Origin of the sequence: Streptomyces sp. DH24, assembly GCF_029813775.1 — a bacterium.
Taxonomy (GTDB): Bacteria; Actinomycetota; Actinomycetes; order Streptomycetales; family Streptomycetaceae; genus Streptomyces.
In genome coordinates this window covers 1-18,501 of the sequence record NZ_JARVKW010000035.1, presented here as the reverse complement: position 1 = coordinate 18,501, position 18,501 = coordinate 1, and the positions used below count along the sequence as shown (strand labels likewise).

Here is an 18,501-nt window from a genome sequence, read left to right as displayed (position 1 = left end):
GCTGCGCCAGCCTAACGGAGGCAGAACCGCTTGCCAAGCCCCGCCCCGGCGGCCGCGGAAGTCAATGCGGACGCCCCGTTCCATAAAAGTGAATCCGGCCATTACCTGATGTGTGCCGGCCTGCTCGCGCTCCGCGCTCCGGGTGCACCCAGCGGCTCGGAGGGGTGGCGCCGCGTGTCCGGCGCCCGGACGGCAAAAGCCCAGTACAGAGGCCGTCACATGCACCTGGCACTGGACAGCGTCGCCTGCCCGCGCGGCCCGTGGGGCAAGCGGGCCGAACCCTGACCACCCGCCCCACCGCGTCCGGGTCCCGGTACCCGTCGTGACCTGCGCGTCCTGCGGGAAAAGGACGGCCACTCCCCCGTCGGGCCGAATTCAGTGCCCCTGCCATTGGCTGCTCCATCGTCCTGCTGCTACCTATTCGACGTGACCTTCGAGGACGACCTTCGAAGGTTTTCAAGTCATGCCTTCTCGGAGCCGTATTGGGCTGCGCGTCACGCCCCGCAAGGAGCCGAGAACACATAATTCCCTGCACTTCGCGACGAACTCAGGGGGATGCAATGGCGTTGGACGCGCAAGCGGTGTCTTCTCCCCGTCGGCAACTGGAGCCGACTCGCAGGACCCGCTACAAGGCGGAAATAGCTTCGGTCTCTCCGGCAACGAGCAGGACCACGTTCGAGCAACATGACACCTGCTTCCTCGGCGTCAGTCTGGAAAACAGCAACTTCACCACCGCGAAACTCACGAGCATGGTCAAGTGGATCTCCAGAAGGTTCGCTCGCTGCACCGTGCTCGTCGGCGACAGCATCCACCGGCTCACGCTGGAATCGACACGCGGGATGGCAGCCGAGGAAGCCCGGGAACGAGCCCTCGAGCTCGGCCGGCAGTTCCTGGAGAACGAGCGAACGGTGTTCGACGAGTACGGCGACGCCACCGCGTTCACCTTTCTGAACTGCAGTGACGTCCAGGAAGGTGACGAGTGCGCCGCGTTCTACGACGAGTTGCGGACCTTCTTCGTGAAGGACGAGGTGTTCCGCTCGTCGGTCGAGTCGTTCGGCCGCGCCTATCACCGAAAACATTCCCACGGGATCAGTGAAACCGAATGGGAAAGGCGCATCAGGATGTCCAGCGAGTACTTCCTGGAGGAGTTCGCCGTCTTCGCCTGCCTCAAACGGCAAGGGCTTCCGGTCATGGTGTATCCCGGGTCCTTCAGCACCCTGTCCGAGATAGCCAGAGGAGAACATCCGGGCGCACCCGAAGAGTTACGTGACCTCATCGTCGTCTCCCTCCACCTGAAAGGCCGGTGAGCATGGAATCCACGCCTCGCACCCTGACCCCCGAGATACGTCGGGGACAGATATACCGGGACGTCTACGCCAAGCGCTCCCCTGACCAGCCCGCTCTCGGTGAAGCACACCTCGAAAAGGCCCGGATTTCGGCCGGTGAGCTGTCCTTCATGGATTCCGGTGCACGTGACCGGGCCCTGCGTGACGGGGTCTTCTTCCTGGAGATCCCCGCCGAGCTGGACCTGTCGGCGGGTGACGCGTTCGCCCGGCAGTTCTACCGCGGGCCGTCCGCCGCCCCGTACGGCCGGTTCCGCGACATCGGCAGCGACCACTTCGGCGACCCGCTGCTCGGCTTCCACCAGCGGATCAACCAGATCGAGCAGTTCCTCCTGGAACGGCGTTTCTGGGCCACCGACTATCCGCCGGAGATCGCCGCGCTCGGCGAGGCGCTCACCCGGCTCTCGCAGCAGGTGCTGTGCTCCGTCCTCGCTCATGTGGGGATACCCGAACAGGACTGGGCGCGGGCCACCGGCGGCTGCTTCAGGTCTGCGGGCTCCTACCACCTGACGTTCAACCACTACCGGCCCACGCACGAGGACATCGGCCTCAGCTCCCACAAGGACGACGGCTTCCTCACCGTCCTGCGGACCACCGCACCGGGCCTGGAGGTCGCCCGCGGCGACCACTGGGAGGTCGTGCCGGCGGACCCGGACTGCTTCATCGTCAACTTCGGGCTCTCCATGGAAATCCTCACCGCCGACAGCGGCACGCCCGTCGCGGCGATCATGCACCGCGTCGCGCGTCAGCGGGAAGACCGCTCCAGCTACGGGCACTTCAGCTCCAGCGGCTGCCTGCCCGGCCAGGACCAGGGCATCTACCGCTACGTCCGGGGCGTCGGCCTGGAACGCGTCTGCGGCTCACGGGAACTCATCGACGAGAACGACCACGAGATCTACGCCGGCACCGAGGCCCCGCACGCACCGGCTCCGGCCGGCCCCCCGGCGGAAGGCCGTCGCCCATGAGCACGGGGACCATGACCCTCCAGCGCGCGTCCGTGCAGCACGGGGGCCTCGCGTTCGACACCGACGGCGGCCTGCCCAGGGCGTTGCAGGACGGCTGCTTCCTGCTCGCCCTACCCGACGGATTCGACCCCGGGCCCGGCATCACCCTGTGCCGCGAGTTCTACCGCGCCCCCGACGACGGCCCCGAGGCGACCCGGCCCTACCGCGGTTTCCGGGCGCTGGAGGGCGTCTACTTCGACCGGGAGCACTTCCAGACCGAGCACGTACTCATCGACGGCCCCGGACGGCTCCGGCACTTTTCTCCGGAGCTCATGGCCATGACCGAGCGGATGAGCGAGCTGACGCTGCTGGTGCTGCGCTGCGCCATGGCCGAGCTGGGCATCGCCCCGGCGCTGTGGAGCGAGATCACCGGCGGAGCCGTCGAGGGGCGGGGCACCCACTGGTTCGCGGCGAACCACTACCGCTCCGAGCGGGCCCAACTGGGCTGCGCGCCGCACAAGGACACCGGCTTCGTGACCGTCCTCTACAACGAGGAGCCGGGCCTGGAAGCGTCGGTCGACGGCGCCTGGGTGCCCGTCGACCCCGTGCCCGGCCACTTCGTGGTGAACTTCGGCGGCGCCTTCGAACTGCTCACCGCGGAGCTGGCCCGACCGGTGCGCGCCATCCTCCATCAGGTCCGGCGGTGTACGCCCGCGCCCGGCGCGGCCGACCGCTTCTCCTTCGCGGCCTTCGCCAACCCGCCGGCCACCGGGGACCTCTACCAGGTCCGTCCGGACGGCACCGCGGCAGCGGTGCGCAGCTCGGCGGATTTCCTGCGGGAGTTCAACGCACAGACCTGGTCCGACCGGCACACCGATTTCGGAATCGCCCGGTCCGTCGGCGCGGGCAGGGGGGAGCCGTCGTGACGACCTCGGCCGACGGCCGCCGTGCCGTGCTCCGGGACACGGCGGTGGCCCTGCCGCAGTGGCCCCGGGCGCCCTTCCCGGGAGTGATCGCGCACCATCCGGGCCCGAGCCGGCGTCACGGCCACGCCCCGGCGTTCCACGAGGCGACCGTGGTGCGCGGCGAATCCGCCTCGCACTACTTCCGTGCCTCCGGCATCAGCGCCCTCGCCGAGGAGAACGGCGGTCTGTGCACGTTCTGGATGGGGCCCCGGCTCGGCCTGTACCAGATCACCAACGCACCCCTGGTCGGCGAGGACGTCCTCGCACCCTCCACCGACGCCAACCGCGCGCTGTTCGGCGACTTCATGGGATCCATGCCCCACGACCACCCGGACCGCCCGTCGAAACGGGCCGCGGTCGAACGCTCCCTGGGCAGCGCCAAGTTCGTCGCACGCCTGGAGCCGGACGTCCGCCGGCACACGGCGGACCACCTGCGGCTTGTCGCGGGGCGGGAAGTCCCGCTCGACGACTTCACGCTGACCCTGACCGCGTACGTGGACAGCGTGATCCCCGGCGTCCTCGACCTCACGCAACGGCCTCTGCCGGAATACCTCGACTCCGCGGAGTACGGCCGTGTGGTCCGCGGCTTCTTCGACCTCGCCTCGGACGTCATCAGCAACGACAACCCGGGGGCCATGCGGGAGTTCGACGTCATCGTGCCGTTCGTCCGCGACCTGTTGACGGCCAACTTCGAGGCCCTGGCCGAGGCACCCGCCGCCAACCTGATCCGCCGCTACTTCGCGCTGTGGGAACTGCCGTTCACGCGCCGCAGTGTCGCCGCACTGGACACGGCGCGGATCAAGGAACTCGGCACGATCATCGTGGCGACGTACGACACCACGGCACTGAGCCTGATGTGGGCGCTGGGTTACGTGGAGAGCGACCCGCAGGTCAAGGCAGCACTCACGGCGGAGGCACGGGCCGGCGGGAAGGACGGCCGGTGTCCGCGCGCGGGCTCCCCCACCGTCGCCGACCTCGCGGTCCTGGAGGCCGTACGACTGGGCGGCAGCAACCCCAGCGCCCTGTGGCGCCGCACGACCGAGGCCTTCACCCTGAACCACCGAGGGGTTGCGGTGACCGTCCCGCCGGGCACCATGCTGTGGCTGGACCGGCGGCAGGCCAACCGTGACCCGGCGGTCTTCCCGGAGCCGTGCCGCTTCGCGCCGGCCAACATCGAGGCCATCGTCCGCTCCGAGCGCGAAACCGTCTCGTCCCTGCTGTCGCGTGGCCGCTACGAGATCAACTCGTTCAGCATGATCAACGCCGAGCGGAATCCGCGTAAGTGTCCCGGCCGCCTGTTCTCCGTGCGGATGCAGTCAATCGTCCTGTCGGAGCTGTACGGCCACTACACCGTCAGCACGCGGGGCGTCGACCTCCGGCTGCGGCGTCACGCGTCCATGCCCCGTCCCGCCTGCCCCGGAACGATCACGATCCACCGCGACACCGGCACACCGAGGGAGCCGAAGCGATGACGACCTTCAACCCCGTGACCGCCAGGGCACCGGTCGCCCTGCCCCCGATGCCCCGCGAGCGGGAGGCCCTCGCCGCGCATCCGCCGGTCGAGCTGGAACGCTCACGGCTCGACGGCGAGCGCCTGGTCTTCGACCGCGAGGGCGGGTTCGAGCGGGCCCTGACTCAGGGCTTCTTCCTGCTGCGCGTCCCCGACGGCCTCGACACCGAGCCCGGCGACCGGTTCGCCGCGCACTTCCACGAGGACCCGGTCGGCGACCGCCTCGACCGCTACCGGGGTTTCCGCGACGTCGACGTACCCGGCGCCTACCAGGGCTACTTCGACCGCGAGCACGACCAGTGGGAGAACTTCTACGTCGAGAAGGCGAACTGGGGACTCCTGCCCGCCGAGGTCGCCGAACTCGGGCGCGGCATGACCGGCCTCGGTGTCGCCGTCCTGCGGGCGGTCTTCCGCCACCTGGACATCCCCCCGCGGCTGTGGGGCACGATCTCGGGCGGGCTCACCGACCACCACGGCCACCAGATGCTCGCGTTCAACCACTTCCGTTCGCACAAGGCCACCCGAGGCTGCAAGTTCCACCGCGACTCGGGGTGGGTGACCGTGCTCCGGTCCGTCGAACCCGGTCTGCTGGCGCTCGTCGAGGGGCGGCTGGGTGCCATCAATCCCGTGCCGGGGCACTTCATCGTGAACTTCGGCAGCTCCCTCGAGGTACTGACGGCGGCCCTGCCCACGCCCGTGCGCGCCAACGTGCACGGCGTGGTCGCCACCGAGCGGGACGCCGGCCGGTCGGACCGGACCTCGTACGTGGCCTTCCTGGACTCCGATCTCGACGGCACCGTCTACCGCCTGGAGAACGGCACGGCGCGCCCCGTGCAGTCGGTCGCGGAGTTCGCCGCGCAGGAGGTGAGCCGGACGTACGACAACAACGGTGCGCTGTGAGCGCGCCCGGCCGGAGCAGCAGTGACCAACCACGACGGGAGAGTCCCACCATGACGACACGTGTCGTTGAGGAAGAAGCCCACCTCACCCTCCCCGCGGCGGCGGTGGAGACCGGCGGACTGCGGTTCGCCTCGGCCGACGACGCCGACCGGGCGCTCGCCCTCGGCGCGTTCAACCTGGCCGTTCCCGATGACCTCGACGTGAGCGCGGGCCTGGCCTTCTGCCGGAGTTTCTACCGGCCCGCCGGTGACGATCCGACCGACCGTCACCGCGGTCACCGCGAGCACGGTCATCCCGAGTCCAAGCTGGGCTACGAGGACCGGCCGGACCAGGTGGAACAGCTGCAGCTGGAGAGCCACCTGTGGCAGCGGTACCTGCCCGACGAGGTGACGGCCGTGCTCGAGCGGATGAAGAAGCTGACGCTGGAGACCCTCTACGGCGTCTTCGACGCGGCCGGCGTACCCGAGAAGGACCGTGACCTCGTCACCGGCGGCGCCCGCCAGGACACGGGCCTGTGCTACACCACGGTCAACCACTACCGGGCGGGCCTGAGCGACCGCGCCGGGATCGTCGAGCACTCCGACAGCGGGTTCATCACCACGATCTGCACCGACCAGCCCGGCTACGAGATCCTGCACGAGGGCCGCTGGCTGCCCGTCCGCGAGCGCGCGGGGCACTTCACCGTCAACCTCGGCGACGCCTTCCGCGTCCTGACCAGGAAGCTGCCGCGCCCGGTGACCGCCGTCTACCACCGCGTGCCCGAACTGCGGCCCGACGCCGGCGCTCCGGACCGTTCCTCGTTCACGATCTACATGGGCCCTCGGTACGACATGCCGCTCTACCAGTACGACACCGAAGGGCGGCTGCGGGAGTTCCAGGGCTTCCGGGAGTTCTCGGTGGAGAAGGCCGGCAAGCTCGGCTACGAGTTCCACTCCCGCGTATGAGTACGGCGTGGGAGCACACGCGGACCGCTGCGCGACAGGGGTGGCAACTGGCGGAGCTGCGAGACGGCGGCCTCGTCTTCACGGCCGAGGACGGTCTGCGACGCGCGCTGGAGGACGGCTTCTTCTACGTGAGGCAGCCCGATGGCATGGACCTGTCCGCCGGCGACCGGTTCGCCCGCGCTTTCTACCTTCCCGGCGGGAGTGAGGACGCGGACCCGTACCTGGGCTACCGGCGGTGGACGGCGGAAGAGCTGGGCCCGCATCAGGGCTACTTCTGTCGCGACGCCGACCAGACAGAGCAGTTCTTCCTGGAAAGCGCCTGGTGGGAGCGGGTGTACCCGGCCGCGCTTGTGCGGCAGGCCGAGGCCATGCGCGACTTCGCGCTGGACATCCAGCGAGCGGTGCTCACGCATCTCGACCTGCCGCGTGACCTGTGGGACGAGGCGACCGGGCACAGCCTCACGCCGCAGGGCACCCACACGCTCACGTTCAACCACTTCCGGCCCGAGGTGGCCGCGCGCGGGCTGAACATCCACAAGGACTCGGGCTGGGTGACGGTCCTGCGCTCGACCGAGCCGGGCCTGGAGGTGGACCGGCACGGCGACTGGTATCCCATCGACCCGATCCCCGGCACGTTCATCGTCAACTTCGGCTGCGCGATGGAGATCCTGACGCGGTCGACCACGACGCCGGTGGCCGCGGTCGCCCATCGCGTGGTGCGGCAGACGTGCCACGACAGGACGAAGCCGGACCGTTTCTCCTACGCGCTGTTCGTCGACAGCAGCCTCGACAGCGGCGTCTGCCCCGGCCTGTTCACCTACGAGCCGGGACAGGGCCTCCACCTGGAGACCGGCTTCGGGACGTTCCTGAGCGAGATCCTCGACAACACCTACCAGGAGAACTCGACCGGACTGTACTGAGTCCGGGGCTCACCCACCCGCGATCGGTGCGGCGTACCCCTGGCACTCCCACCCGGAGGCCGGGTGGCCCGCCGTGCCGACCGCGGCCCGGGCCCGCTGCACGAATGCGTCGAAACATCAACATTCGGCATGAATATTGATATGCATGTCGATATCGGGGGACCGGGTGTGTACGGCGCGGCTGCTGCGCATGGCTGCCGCCATCATGAGGGGATTCGCCGTCATGACCACACACTCCCGTTCCACGGCCCGCACCTCCATCCAGCAGGCCGCCATGCTGGTGGGGGCCGTTTTCCTCCTCGTGGGAATTCTGGGCTTCATCCCGGGCATCACGACGGACTACTCCACGATGGAGTTCGCCTCGCACGAATCGAACGCGAAACTCCTGGGCATCTTCCAGGTCTCCGTGCTGCACAACCTCGTGCACCTCGCCTTCGGCATCGCCGGCCTGGCGATGGCACGTACCGTCTCGGGCGCGTACGCCTTCCTGCTGGGCGGCGGCGCGATCTACCTGGTGCTCTGGATCTACGGACTGATCGTCGGACACGACAGCGACGCCAACTTCGTGCCGGTGAACACCGCCGACGACTGGCTGCACTTCTTCCTCGGCCTCGGCATGATCGCACTGGCCCTCGCCCTGGGCCGCCGCCGCACTCCCCGGACCGGCCCGTAGCCGGTTCCGGCACGCACCGGGCAGGAAAGCAGCCGGCACCGAGCGCCGCCCCCCGCGGCCGGGGCTCCGGCAGGAACCGGACGCCCCGGCCACAGGGCTACGGCGGCTACGACTTCCGCGACGCCTGCTTCCGCCCTCGCGCGGCGGCGTCGTCGCAAGGCTCCGGCGCGGCGGACGTGACGGTGTCCCAGTGGACGATCCGGTCGCACCAGCGCCGCAGGAGGGTGCTGTCGTGGCCGATGGCCAGGAGGCCGGCCCCGGTCGCGGTGCGGTAGTCCTCCACGACGGCGACCAGGGCGGCGGTCGTGGAGGCGTCGAGCATCGCCGTCATCTCGTCGCAGATCAGCCAGCGGGGGCGCAGCACGAGGGCGCGGGCGAGGCAGGCGCGCTGCAGCTGGCCGTCGCTGACCTCGTGCGGGCGGCGGCCCAGCAACTCGGGGGTGAGACCGACCGTTTCGGCGAGTTCGGCGACCCGGTCGGCCGCCTCGTCGCGGCGGCCGGTCGCACGCAGCGGTTCGGCGATCAGGTCCGTGAGCCGCAGCCGGGGGTCCGCGGCCAGTCTCGGCTGCTGGAACACGACACCGAAGGACGTCCGCAGCGCGCGTGGGGCGCGGTGGCGCCAGTGCCGCACGGGGGTGCCGTCGAGGAGCAGGCTGCCGGAGTCCGGGCGGTGCAGCAGGGCGGCGACGCGGGCCAGGGTGGACTTACCGCAGCCGCTGGGGCCCAGCAGGCCGACCGCTTCGCCGGGCGGGACCGCCAGTGAGGCGTTGCGCACCGCGGGGGCGCGCCGGTCGTAGCCGGCCGTGATGGCGCGCAGTTCAAGCACGGACGTCCTCCTGGGCTGTCGCGTCGCAACCGTTCTCCCGTGACGTGTGCGGATGGTGGCAGGCGGCTCCCCCGGCCGTCCGTGGCGGTGTGGCGCAGACGCCGGTGGCCCGGTCGCAGCGGGCGGCGAAGGCGCAGCCGTCGGGCAGGTCGCCGAGTTCGGGCGGCATGCCGGGGATGGGCAGGAACTCCCGGTCGGGCAGGGCGCGGATCAGGCCGCGGCTGTACGGGTGGCGGGGTCCGGGCGTGCCGAAGAAGTCGGTGGCGTCGGCCACTTCGACGATGCGGCCCGCGTACATGACGGCGACGCGGTCGGCGATGCGTTCGGCGGCGGCCAGGTCGTGGGTGATCACCAGCAGGGCTCGTGCGGTGCCGTTCCCGGGGTCGCCGGTGCCGTGTGCGCGGTGTCCGCCGGCGCTCGCGCGGTCGCCGGCGCCCAGGTGGCGTCGCAGTTCGTCGACCGTGCGGTCCACCAGATCCCGGTCGAGTCCCGTGGTGGGTTCGTCGGCGAGCAGCAGCGGCGCGTCACCGACCAGGGCCAGTGCGGTCGCCGCGCGCTGGGCGAGGCCGCCGGAGAGCTCGTGCGGATGCCGGTCGAGGTGGTCGGCGGGGAAGGCGGCTCGTTCGGCTGCCGCCTCGGCGGCGCGACGCAGGGCCGTGCGTCCCCGGACCCCGGCCAGTTGGGCGACCGTCTCCTCCAGCTGGGAGCGGATGGTGCGCACGGGTGTGAGGTGCGCGGCCGGGCTCTGCGGTATCAGGCCGATGCGTCGCCCGCGCACCGTGCGGGCCAGGGTGCGCTCGTCGGCCGCGAGGAGGTCGAGGTCGCCGAGGCGGGCCTGTCCGGCGACCCGGGCGTTGGCGGGCAGGAGGCCCAGCAGAGCGGAGGCGAGGACGGACTTGCCGCAGCCGCTCTCGCCGATCAGGGCCAGGCACTCGCCGGGCGCCACGTCGAAGTGCGCGTCGGTGACGGCGGCGATGCGGCGCCCGCCCGGCATGAGGAAGCGCACCGACAGTCCGCGCACCGACAGCACGGGGTCTCGCCGGGTCACAGCATCAGCTCCGATCGTCGGCGCGGGTTGATCCGCTCCCGCCAGGCCCCGGCGAGACCGGCGATGGCCAGGGTCGGGACGATGATGAACAGGCCGGGGAACAGGGTCGGCCACCACTGGCCGGCGAGCAGCGAGCCCCGGGCCGTCTGGATGAGGGTGCCGAGGCTCGCCGTGTGCGTGGGCAGGCCGAGCCCGAGGAAGGACAGCGCCGACTCGTGCCACATGGCGTGCGGCACCATCAGCACGGCGGCGAGCGCGGCCTGGGGCAGCACGCCGGGGAGCAGATGCCGCATCACCACCCGCCACCGGGAGGCGCCGCCGGAGACGGCCGCGTCGATGTAGGGGCGCGAGCGCAGGGAGAGGACCTCCGCGCGGACGATCCGTGCCGTCGACAGCCAGTGGGTGAGGGCGACCGAGATCACCACGGGCCAGACGCCGGGCCGGAACATGGCGACGACGAAGATGCCGAGCAGCAGGTGCGGCACGGACGAGAACATGTCGACCAGCCGCATGACGGCGCGGTCGACCCCGCCGCCCAGGGCCCCGGCGGCGCCGCCGACGGCGGTGCCGATCACGGTTGCCGTGAGGGCCGCCGCGACGCCGACGAGCAGGGAGACCCGCAGCCCGTAGACGCAGCGCAGCAGCAGGTCGCGGCCGACGTCGTCGGTGCCGAAGGGGTGCTCCCAGGAGGGGGGTCGCAGCTTGGCGGCCAGGTCGACGGCCTGCTGGTCGAGCTGGACGAGCGGCGGGACGAGCAGGACGGCGAGGACGGTCGCGGTCAGCAGTGCGGCGGACACGCGCACCCGGACGGTGCGGGTCGTGCGGCGGGCGGTGCCGTACGACCGCCACCGGGGCGCGGCTTCGGCCTCAGCCATGACAGTCACATTTCACTGAGGTTCACTCTCGGGTCGATCAGGCCGTACAGGAGGTCGGCGAGCAGGTTTCCGGCGAGGACGGCGGCGGTGGCGAGGGTGGTCAGGGCGGCGAGCAGCGGGAAGTCCACGGCGGTGGCCGCCTCCACGGTGGCCGCGGCGATGCCGGGCCAGCTGAAGACGCTCTCCACCAGCAGGGCTCCGGTGATGAGCTCGGGGACGCGCGAGCCGATCAGTGTGAGGACGGGCAGCAGTCCGGAGCGCAGCGCGTGACCGAGCAGCACGGTGCGTTCGTCCAGTCCTCGGGCACGTGCCCCGCGCACCGGGTCCTCGGCCAGCGCGTCGGCGACGCCCTGGCGCACGTACAGCGCGAACCAGGGCACCTGGGACAGGGCGAGAACGCCCGCGGGCAGGACGAGGTGGCTCGCGACCTGCCCGGCGGTGACGTGCTCACTGCCCGTGTCGGTGAGTCCGCCGGCCGGGAGTACGCCCCACTGGAGGGCGAACAGCCAGACGGCGAGCAGGGCGATCCAGAAGACCGGCGCGGCCTCCAGCACGTACGCGAGCGAGGTGACGGCCCGGTCGGTCCAGGAGCCCGGGCGGCGGGCCGCGAGCACGCCGAGCAGTGTGCCGACGAGGACGGCGGCGGCGAACGCGATCGCGCACAGCAGCGTCGACCACACCAGGCGTTCGCCGATCACCTCTGCCACCGGCTGCCGCATCACGCTGGACTGGCCGAGGTCGCCGGTGAGCGCGGAGGTCAGCCAGTGCCACCAGCGCTCGGCGAACGGTTCCCCGGCGCCCAGGTTGGCCCGCAGCCGTTCCAGGGTCTCCTGGTCGGCGCCGAGGGCGGCGCTGCCGGCGTACGCCTTGACGGGGTCGAAGGGGGATGCGGCGGCGATCGCGAACACGCCGAAGGTGACGACGAGGAGCACGGGGACGGCGGTCACGGCCCGCCGTCCCGCCAGGCGTGCCATCGCTCCCCAGGGCAGTGGCGTCATGTCGCCGGCTGCCAGTCCTCGACGTTCCACCACGGTCCGCTGGCGAAGCCGTGCTCGTGCGGCTCGACCTGGGTGGTCAGTCCGTCCCAGCGGTCGGCGAGCACGTACAGATGGTCGATGTGGGTGAGGAAGGTGTATCCGGGGTCCTTCACCAGCTCCCGCTGGAGCGTGTCGTACGCGGCCCTGCGCGCGGCCGGGTCCTGGCTGCGGCGGCCGGTGTCGAGCGCGCGGTCCACCGCCGGGTTGTCGTAGTGGCTCATGTTGTTGAAGCCGTCGCCGGCGAGTGAGGAGTGCAGCAGGGTGTAGAGGCCGAAGTCGGGGTCTCCGGTGCTGCCGAAGCCGGCGAGGACGGCGTCGTTCTTCATGCGCGGCTCGATGACCTCCCACGTGGCGCTCTCCGCCGTCACGTCGATGCCGACCTTCTTGGCGTCGGAGGCGTAGGCGAGGGCGTGGTCCTGACGGACCTTGTCGCCCGAGGGGTAGAGCAGGGTGAACGCGGCGCGGCGGCCGTCCTTGGTCCGGACGCCGTCCTTGCCGGGCTTCCACCCCGCCGCGTCCAGGATGCGCCGCGCCCCGGCGGGGTCGTGTGCGCGTTCGACGCCCTTGGCGAACCACGGGTCGTCGCTGGGCACCGGCCCGTACGCCGGGCGGCCCGCCCCGTCGAGAATCCTGTCGACCATGGCCCGGCGGTCCACGGCGGCGTCGAGGGCCCGGCGGATCGCGCGGTCGCCGGTGACCTGACCCGCGGTGGGGAGGGTGACGGCGCGATAGTCGTAGGACCTCGACCGGTGGGTCCGCATGCCGCTGTCGTTCTTGAACGTGGCGGCCAGGTTGGGCGGCAGTACGGCGCCGTCGAGGTCGCCGGAGCGCAGCCGGGTGGCGCGTACGTCGTCGTCCTCGACGATCGCCATGGTGACCTTCTTGACCTTCGGCGCGCCGCCCCAGTAGGTGGGGTTCGCCTTGAAGGTCAGCTTCTCGCCCTTGCGCCAGTCGGCCAGGACGTACGGGCCGGTGCCCACCGGCTCGGTGTTGAAGGCGCCCGTGTTGGGGTCCTGCTTCCCCGCGACGTGCTCCGGGACGATCGGCAGCACCGTGCGCGCGGCGAAGGGCGCGTAGGGATACTTCAGGGTGAAGACGACCTTGTCGTCGCCCGCGGCCCGGACGTCCTTGACGGCTGCCAGCTCACTGCGCGCGGTGTTGTTGGTCCTGGCGTCGAGGACGGTGCGGTAGGTGAACACCACGTCGGCGGACGTGAGCGGCTCGCCGTCACTGAACTCCACACCCTCGCGCAGGGTGTAGGTGTACGTGCGGCCGCCGTCGCCGATCTCGGGGAGCGCCCTGGCGAGCGCGGGCCTGAGCCGCAGGTCGGCGTCCCGCGTGAGGAGGCCGTCGAAGATCTTGGAGTTCCCGTCCTTGCCGTAGCCGAGCAGCGGGCTGAGGGTGTCCGGCTCGGACGCCACTCCGATCACCACGGAGTCGGCGGTCTCCCCGCCGCCGGTCCCGCCGCCGGGCGCCGAACAGGCGGCGGCTCCGATGGCCGTCGCCGCCACGACGGCGGCACCGCGTATCCCTCTGGTCGTCATAAGCCCCTCACGCCTTATTGCAGCCACAATGCTGTTGCATGATAGTCGCAACAAGACTGCTGATCGAGACCGGCGTTCACCGGGCGGCCGAGGGGTCCGGGGCCGGACACATCCGGCCCCTTCCGCAGGCCGGTGCACGTGCCCGCCATCGGCCTGACGAGCCGTCATGGTGACGGTCCGCTCGTCGACACCGGCATCGACAGGTCTCCCCCACGCGATCGCCCCGGCGGCGCCGACGTCCGTCCCTGCGTGGCAGCCGACGCCGACGTCCGTCCCGGCGTGGAGGCCTGCGCGGGCGGACGGTTCTCCGCGTGCGGGGAATCCGCTATGCCTGGCCCGCCCCAGCCCGGGTACGCGGTTCGTGCCTTTGCCGAGCGAGACCGCGCAGGAGGACGAGTGGTTCACCCGCTCGATACACGTGCCGTGTGCAGACCCCTGCCCTGTGCGAGGTTGACAGGGCAGCCCGCCCATTGACGGCACCGGCGCGCCTCTCGCACCCCGGCTGCGCGGCGACCCCCCGGGCGTCGCGCTCGCCGTGACCGCCGCGCACGGCGCGGGCCCGGGCAGGACCGACGCGCCGGGCGGCGGCCGGCCGCAGGTGAGAGCAAGGCAGCGGCAATCCGACCCCCACCGGAGGAACGGCATCCATGGACTCCAAGCCCTTGAAGCAGGCAGCGCAGAAGGTCGCCGAGACGATCCAGGGCGACGGCACCGGACCGGAGGAGGGCATCCCCGGGAAACCGGGGGCCGAGACCCCGTCCGTCGCGGAACCGACCGAACCCCGCGAACCGCTGCCGCCGAAGCCCGACCAGAGCGGCCCGGCCACCATGTCGCCCACCGGTCAGGAGACCGGCGCGGACCAGGCGCGGATGGCTCAGGCGGGCAGTTATCTGACGACGGCGCAGGGCGCACGCCTGTACGACACGGACCACTCGCTGAAGGCCGGTCCGCGCGGCCCGGTGCTGCTGCAGGACCATCACCTGCGTGAGAAGGTCATGCACTTCGACCACGAGCGCATCCCGGAGCGCGTGGTCCACGCCCGCGGCGCGGCGGCCCACGGGATCTTCAAGAGCTACGGCACGGCGGAGAGCGTCACGAAGGCGGCGTTCCTCGCCAAGGACGTCGAGACGCCGGTGTTCGTCCGCTTCTCCACCGTGCTGGGCTCGCGCGGCTCGTCCGACACCGTGCGGGACACGCGCGGATTCGCGACCAAGTTCTACACCGGCGAGGGCGTCTTCGACCTCGTCGGGAACAACATCCCGGTCTTCTTCATCCAGGACGCCATCAAGTTCCCCGACATCATCCACGCGGGCAAGCCGCACCCGGACCGGGAGATCCCGCAGGCCCAGAGCGCCCACGACACCTTCTGGGACTTCGTCACCCTGCACACCGAGGCCACCCACCACACGCTGTGGAACATGTCCGACAGGGGTATCCCGCGCTCCTACCGGATGATGGAGGGCTTCGGCGTCCACACCTTCCGCCTGGTCGACGCGGAGGGCGGCACGACCCTCGTGAAGTTCCACTGGAAGCCGAAGCTGGGCGTGCACTCCCTGGTGTGGGAGGAGGCGCAGCTCATCAACGGCATCGACCCGGACTTCCACCGCCGGGACCTCGCCGACGCGATCGAGGCCGGCGCCCACCCGCAGTGGGAACTGGGTATCCAGGCCTTCCCGGACACCCCGGAGCAGACCTTCGAGGGCATCGACCTGCTCGACCCGACGAACATCGTGCCCGAGGAGCTCGCGCCGGTGCAGCCGGTCGGGCTGCTCACCCTCAACCGCAACCCGTCGAACTTCTTCGCCGAGACCGAGCAGGTCGCCTTCCACGTCGGGCATCTCGTGCCCGGCATCGACATCACCGACGACCCGCTGCTCGCCGGGCGGCTGTTCTCGTACCTGGACACCCAGATCACCCGCCTCGGCGGCCCCAACTTCCCCCAGCTGCCCATCAACCGCCCGCACGCGCCGGTCAACGACATGCTGCGCGACGGCATGCACCAGACGGCCGTGCATCGCGGGGTGGCGCCCTACCGGCCCAACTCCCTCGACGGCGGCTGCCCCTTCACCGCCGGCGCGGACACCGGGGCGTACATCGAGACGCCGGTACGGATCCCGGAGGCCACGAAGGTGCGGGAGGCGCCCGAGTCGTTCGCCGACCACTTCAGCCAGCCGCGCCGGTTCTGGCTCAGCATGAGTCCCGTGGAGCGCGAGCACATCATCGGCGCGTACACCTTCGAGCTCGGCAAGTGCCACGAGCAGGCGATCAAGGAGCGCGGGCTGCAGGTGCTCGCCAACATCGACGCGGAGCTGTGCGCGCAGGTCGCCGCCGGTCTCGGCCTGCCGGTGCCCGCGCCGACCGTACCGCAGGCGGACGTCGAGCCGAGCCCCGCGCTGTCCCAGGTCGGCCACACCTGGCCCACGGACGGCCGCATCGTCGGCATCGTCACCGACGCGGACGGCGACCTGGACGGCGTACGCGCCGTGCGGGAGGCCGTTCTGAACGGGGGCATGGTTCCGCTGGTCGTCGCGCCGACGGGTGGCACCCTCGGATCGGGCGACTCCGCGCTGACCGTCCAGCGCACGTATGTGACCGCGCGGAGCGTGGAGTTCGACGCCGTGCTGATCGCGGGGGCGCCCGGCGTGGGCGGCGACGCGCAGGGCGCCCGGGACGCCAAGGTGCCGCCGGGCGCGCCGGGGCTGACGACGTGCGACCCGCGCGTGACCCTGCTGCTGGCCGAGGCGTTCCGGCACGGCAAGGCCATCGGCGCCTGGGCGGGCGGCGATGCCGCGCTCCGGACGGCGGGGGTGCCGGTCGACGCCCCGGGGGTTGTCGTCGGCGAGAGTGCCACGGCCGTTCTGGACGGGATCACCGGCCTCCTCGGCGCGCACCGCGTCTGGGAGCGTTTCACGGGCGGCGCCTGAGGTCCTGCCCCCGCCGCGACGACCCGCTGCCGGAGTCGGCGGCTCGGGCGTCTGCGTGGTCTGCTCCCTGTGGCTCGGACGACGGCGGGGGCGTGTGAACAGGCACGGCACGCTGGGGCGAGGCGTGCGGGTCGGGCTGCTGATGGCCTGTGTGCCGGGCGTTCCGTGGGCCGCTCTGGCCCTGGGCGTGGCCCTGGTGGAGTCCCTGCGGGGCGGGGACGTGGAGCCCGCCGTACGCAACATGCGGTACGGCGGGCTGCTCGTCGCGGGGAGCCTCGTGGCCGGGGTGCTGATGGGCCTGGTGCTCTGCGCGGGCCGGCCCTGGCGTCCCGTGCCGTCACCCGCGCGCGGGGGCTCGCCCTGGCGGGGCACTGCTCGGCGCGCCGGTCTTCCCCGTCGAGTTCCTCGTCGGCACGGGGTCGTCTCGAACTGCGAGATGGATCAACCAGCTCCTGAGATGAATGAGATGGTTGTACGGCCCACTCGGTTTGCGCCGCCCCTCCCCCGAGGACGCGTGCGCCGCCGTCCGGGCCGTCGGCGCGCGGCGTCGGCGACCGTTCCCGCGCACGCCCGAAAGACCCTCACCATGCCCACACCGGATACCGGCCCTGTCACGGCACCCGTCAACCCGCGGTCCCGTGTCCTCATCGCGAGCCTCATCGGCACGACGGTCGAGTTCTACGACTTCTACATCTACGCGACCGCCGCCGTTCTGGTCTTCCCCCGGCTCTTCTTCCCGAGCAGCGACCCGACCACGGCACTGCTGTCGTCGTTCGCCGTGTTCGGTGCCGCGATGGTCGCCCGCCCGATCGGCGCCGTGTTCTTCGGGCACCTCGGCGATCGCCTCGGGCGCAAGAGCACGCTGGTGGCCTCGCTGCTCACCATGGGCATCGCCACGTTCCTCATCGGTGTCCTGCCGACCTACGCACAGGCCGGCTGGGTCGCCACCACGCTGCTGGTGCTCATGCGGCTCGCGCAGGGCTTCGCGCTCGGCGGCGAGTGGAGCGGCGCCGCGCTCGTCGCGACGGAGAACGCCCCGAGCGGCAAGCGCGCCCTGTACGGCACCTTCCCGCAACTGGGCGCCCCGCTCGGCTTCATCATCGGCAACGGCCTGTTCCTGATCATCGGCGTGCTGCTGCCGTCGGCGAGCGCCGACCCGTCGCAGCCCTCCGACGCCTTCCTCGACTGGGGTTGGCGCGTGCCGTTCCTGTTCTCGGCCGTGATGGTCGCCGTCGGCATGTGGGTGCGGATGCGGCTGGTCGAGTCGGCGGTCTTCGCCAGGACCCGCGAGGCCGGCAAGGTGCAGCGGCTTCCGCTGGCCACCGTGTTCCGCGACCACTGGAGGCAGCTCGTCCTCGGCACCTTCGCCATGCTGGCGACGTACGTGCTCTTCTACCTGATGACGACGTTCTCCCTCAGCTACGGGCGCACCGCGAAGGACGCCGCCGTGCCGGGGCTGGGCTACAGCTACACCACGTTCGTCCTGATGATGATCTTCGGGGTGCTGTTCTTCGCCGCGTTCACCCTGGTGTCCGGGCCGCTCGCCGACAAGTACGGCCGACGCGCCACCCTGATGTGGGTCACCGCCGGGATCGTGGTCTTCGGGCTTGTCTGGGTGCCCCTGCTCGGTCTGGGCACGCTCGGCGTGGTGCTGTGGCTGGTGCTCGGCTTCACGCTGATGGGCATGACCTTCGGACCGATGGGCGCGCTGCTGCCGGAACTCTTCCCGACCAGCGTCCGCTACACCGGCTCCGGCGTCTCGTACAACGTCAGCTCGATCCTCGGCGCCGCCGTCGCCCCGTTCATCGCCGTGGCCCTGTGGGAGGCCGGTGACGGCTCCCCCTGGCTGGTGGGCGTCTACCTCTCCGCGATGGCGCTGCTCACCCTGGCCGCGCTCGCGATCGGCAGGGAGACGAAGGACGACTCCCTCGACGACGGCGGGGCCCCCGCCACCGGCCGTGACGAGTCCTCGGCCGCCCTCACCTCCCCGGTCTCCTGACGCGACCGGTTCTGCCGCCGCGGCCCCCGTCACCTTCGCAGGTGGCGGG

General features: G+C 71.3%; 15 protein-coding genes. 10 read left to right on the top strand and 5 right to left on the bottom strand.

Annotated elements, in window-relative coordinates; genetic code table 11:
* The first annotated feature begins 560 nt into the window (after positions 1-560).
* The 8 genes from QC282_RS24640 to QC282_RS24605 all read left to right on the top strand — a co-directional run bounded on the left by QC282_RS24640 (position 561) and on the right by QC282_RS24605 (position 8,199).
* Complete coding sequence (locus QC282_RS24640; protein WP_279551743.1) at positions 561-1,307, top strand: tRNA-dependent cyclodipeptide synthase; 747 nt, start codon at positions 561-563, stop codon at positions 1,305-1,307.
* A 149-nt stretch (positions 1,308-1,456) separates the two neighbouring features.
* On the top strand, positions 1,457-2,308 hold the full coding sequence (locus tag QC282_RS24635; RefSeq protein ID WP_279551742.1) for a 2OG-Fe(II) oxygenase family protein: 852 nt from the start codon (positions 1,457-1,459) through the stop codon (positions 2,306-2,308).
* Positions 2,305-3,213 carry a 2OG-Fe(II) oxygenase family protein gene (locus QC282_RS24630; protein ID WP_279551741.1) on the top strand — a complete coding sequence of 303 codons (909 nt, stop codon included), beginning with the start codon at positions 2,305-2,307 and terminating at the stop codon, positions 3,211-3,213. The genes QC282_RS24635 and QC282_RS24630 overlap by 4 nt, the downstream gene beginning before the upstream one ends.
* Entirely contained in the window at positions 3,210-4,724 is a 1,515-nt protein-coding gene (locus QC282_RS24625) for a cytochrome P450 (protein ID WP_279551740.1), read from the top strand. The genes QC282_RS24630 and QC282_RS24625 overlap by 4 nt, the downstream gene beginning before the upstream one ends.
* The gene (locus QC282_RS24620; protein WP_279551739.1) at positions 4,721-5,662 is read left to right on the top strand and encodes a 2OG-Fe(II) oxygenase family protein; all 942 of its coding nucleotides are present in this window, start codon (positions 4,721-4,723) and stop codon (positions 5,660-5,662) included. The genes QC282_RS24625 and QC282_RS24620 overlap by 4 nt, the downstream gene beginning before the upstream one ends.
* Before the next feature lie 50 nt (positions 5,663-5,712).
* Positions 5,713-6,606: a 2OG-Fe(II) oxygenase family protein gene (locus tag QC282_RS24615; RefSeq protein WP_279551738.1), complete on the top strand. Its 894-nt coding sequence runs from the start codon at positions 5,713-5,715 to the stop codon at positions 6,604-6,606.
* Complete coding sequence (locus QC282_RS24610; RefSeq protein ID WP_279551737.1) at positions 6,603-7,526, top strand: 2OG-Fe(II) oxygenase family protein; 924 nt, start codon at positions 6,603-6,605, stop codon at positions 7,524-7,526. Before QC282_RS24615 ends, QC282_RS24610 begins: the two co-directional genes overlap by 4 nt.
* A 223-nt stretch (positions 7,527-7,749) precedes the next feature.
* Entirely contained in the window at positions 7,750-8,199 is a 450-nt protein-coding gene (locus QC282_RS24605; protein ID WP_279551736.1) for a DUF4383 domain-containing protein, read from the top strand.
* Positions 8,200-8,305: 106 nt separating this feature from the next.
* On the opposite strand, the gene QC282_RS24600 is transcribed toward QC282_RS24605, so the two are convergent.
* The 5 genes from QC282_RS24600 to QC282_RS24580 are packed head-to-tail and all read right to left on the bottom strand — an operon-like array spanning position 8,306 to position 13,529.
* Positions 8,306-9,025 (bottom strand): ABC transporter ATP-binding protein, encoded by a 720-nt coding sequence (locus QC282_RS24600; protein ID WP_279551735.1) that lies wholly within the window; start codon positions 9,023-9,025, stop codon positions 8,306-8,308.
* Positions 9,018-10,019, bottom strand: a complete 1,002-nt coding sequence (locus tag QC282_RS24595) for an ABC transporter ATP-binding protein (protein ID WP_279551782.1) — start codon at positions 10,017-10,019, stop codon at positions 9,018-9,020. The genes QC282_RS24600 and QC282_RS24595 overlap by 8 nt, the downstream gene beginning before the upstream one ends.
* A 50-nt stretch (positions 10,020-10,069) precedes the next feature.
* Positions 10,070-10,948 (bottom strand): ABC transporter permease, encoded by an 879-nt coding sequence (locus QC282_RS24590; protein WP_279551734.1) that lies wholly within the window; start codon positions 10,946-10,948, stop codon positions 10,070-10,072.
* A 5-nt stretch (positions 10,949-10,953) separates the two neighbouring features.
* A complete protein-coding gene (locus QC282_RS24585) occupies positions 10,954-11,922 on the bottom strand; it encodes an ABC transporter permease (RefSeq protein WP_279551781.1) in 969 nt (322 codons plus the stop codon).
* 20 nt (positions 11,923-11,942) lie between these two features.
* Complete coding sequence (locus QC282_RS24580; protein WP_279551733.1) at positions 11,943-13,529, bottom strand: ABC transporter substrate-binding protein; 1,587 nt, start codon at positions 13,527-13,529, stop codon at positions 11,943-11,945.
* Positions 13,530-14,176: 647 nt separating this feature from the next.
* Here QC282_RS24580 and QC282_RS24575 point away from each other — a divergent pair.
* Complete coding sequence (locus tag QC282_RS24575) at positions 14,177-16,453, top strand: catalase (RefSeq protein WP_279551732.1); 2,277 nt, start codon at positions 14,177-14,179, stop codon at positions 16,451-16,453.
* A gap of 586 nt (positions 16,454-17,039) precedes the next feature.
* Positions 17,040-18,452 carry an MFS transporter gene (locus tag QC282_RS24570; RefSeq protein WP_279551731.1) on the top strand — a complete coding sequence of 471 codons (1,413 nt, stop codon included), beginning with the start codon at positions 17,040-17,042 and terminating at the stop codon, positions 18,450-18,452.
* The last annotated feature ends 49 nt before the right edge of the window (positions 18,453-18,501 follow it).

Excerpts from the sequence above, each read along its gene's own strand:
- QC282_RS24640 (WP_279551743.1), top strand. The coding sequence starts at position 561 with ATGGCGTTGGACGCGCAAGCGGTGTCTTCTCCCCGTCGGCAACTGGAG.
- QC282_RS24635 (WP_279551742.1), top strand. The coding sequence starts at position 1,457 with ATGGATTCCGGTGCACGTGACCGGGCCCTGCGTGACGGGGTCTTCTTC.
- QC282_RS24630 (WP_279551741.1), top strand. The coding sequence starts at position 2,305 with ATGAGCACGGGGACCATGACCCTCCAGCGCGCGTCCGTGCAGCACGGG.
- QC282_RS24620 (WP_279551739.1), top strand. The coding sequence starts at position 4,721 with ATGACGACCTTCAACCCCGTGACCGCCAGGGCACCGGTCGCCCTGCCC.
- QC282_RS24615 (WP_279551738.1), top strand. The coding sequence starts at position 5,713 with ATGACGACACGTGTCGTTGAGGAAGAAGCCCACCTCACCCTCCCCGCG.
- QC282_RS24610 (WP_279551737.1), top strand. The coding sequence starts at position 6,603 with ATGAGTACGGCGTGGGAGCACACGCGGACCGCTGCGCGACAGGGGTGG.
- QC282_RS24605 (WP_279551736.1), top strand. The coding sequence starts at position 7,750 with ATGACCACACACTCCCGTTCCACGGCCCGCACCTCCATCCAGCAGGCC.
- QC282_RS24595 (WP_279551782.1), bottom strand. The coding sequence starts at position 10,019 with ATGCCGGGCGGGCGCCGCATCGCCGCCGTCACCGACGCGCACTTCGAC.
- QC282_RS24590 (WP_279551734.1), bottom strand. The coding sequence starts at position 10,948 with ATGGCTGAGGCCGAAGCCGCGCCCCGGTGGCGGTCGTACGGCACCGCC.
- QC282_RS24585 (WP_279551781.1), bottom strand. The coding sequence starts at position 11,922 with ATGGCACGCCTGGCGGGACGGCGGGCCGTGACCGCCGTCCCCGTGCTC.
- QC282_RS24580 (WP_279551733.1), bottom strand. The coding sequence starts at position 13,529 with ATGACGACCAGAGGGATACGCGGTGCCGCCGTCGTGGCGGCGACGGCC.
- QC282_RS24575 (WP_279551732.1), top strand. The coding sequence starts at position 14,177 with ATGGACTCCAAGCCCTTGAAGCAGGCAGCGCAGAAGGTCGCCGAGACG.
- QC282_RS24570 (WP_279551731.1), top strand. The coding sequence starts at position 17,040 with ATGCCCACACCGGATACCGGCCCTGTCACGGCACCCGTCAACCCGCGG.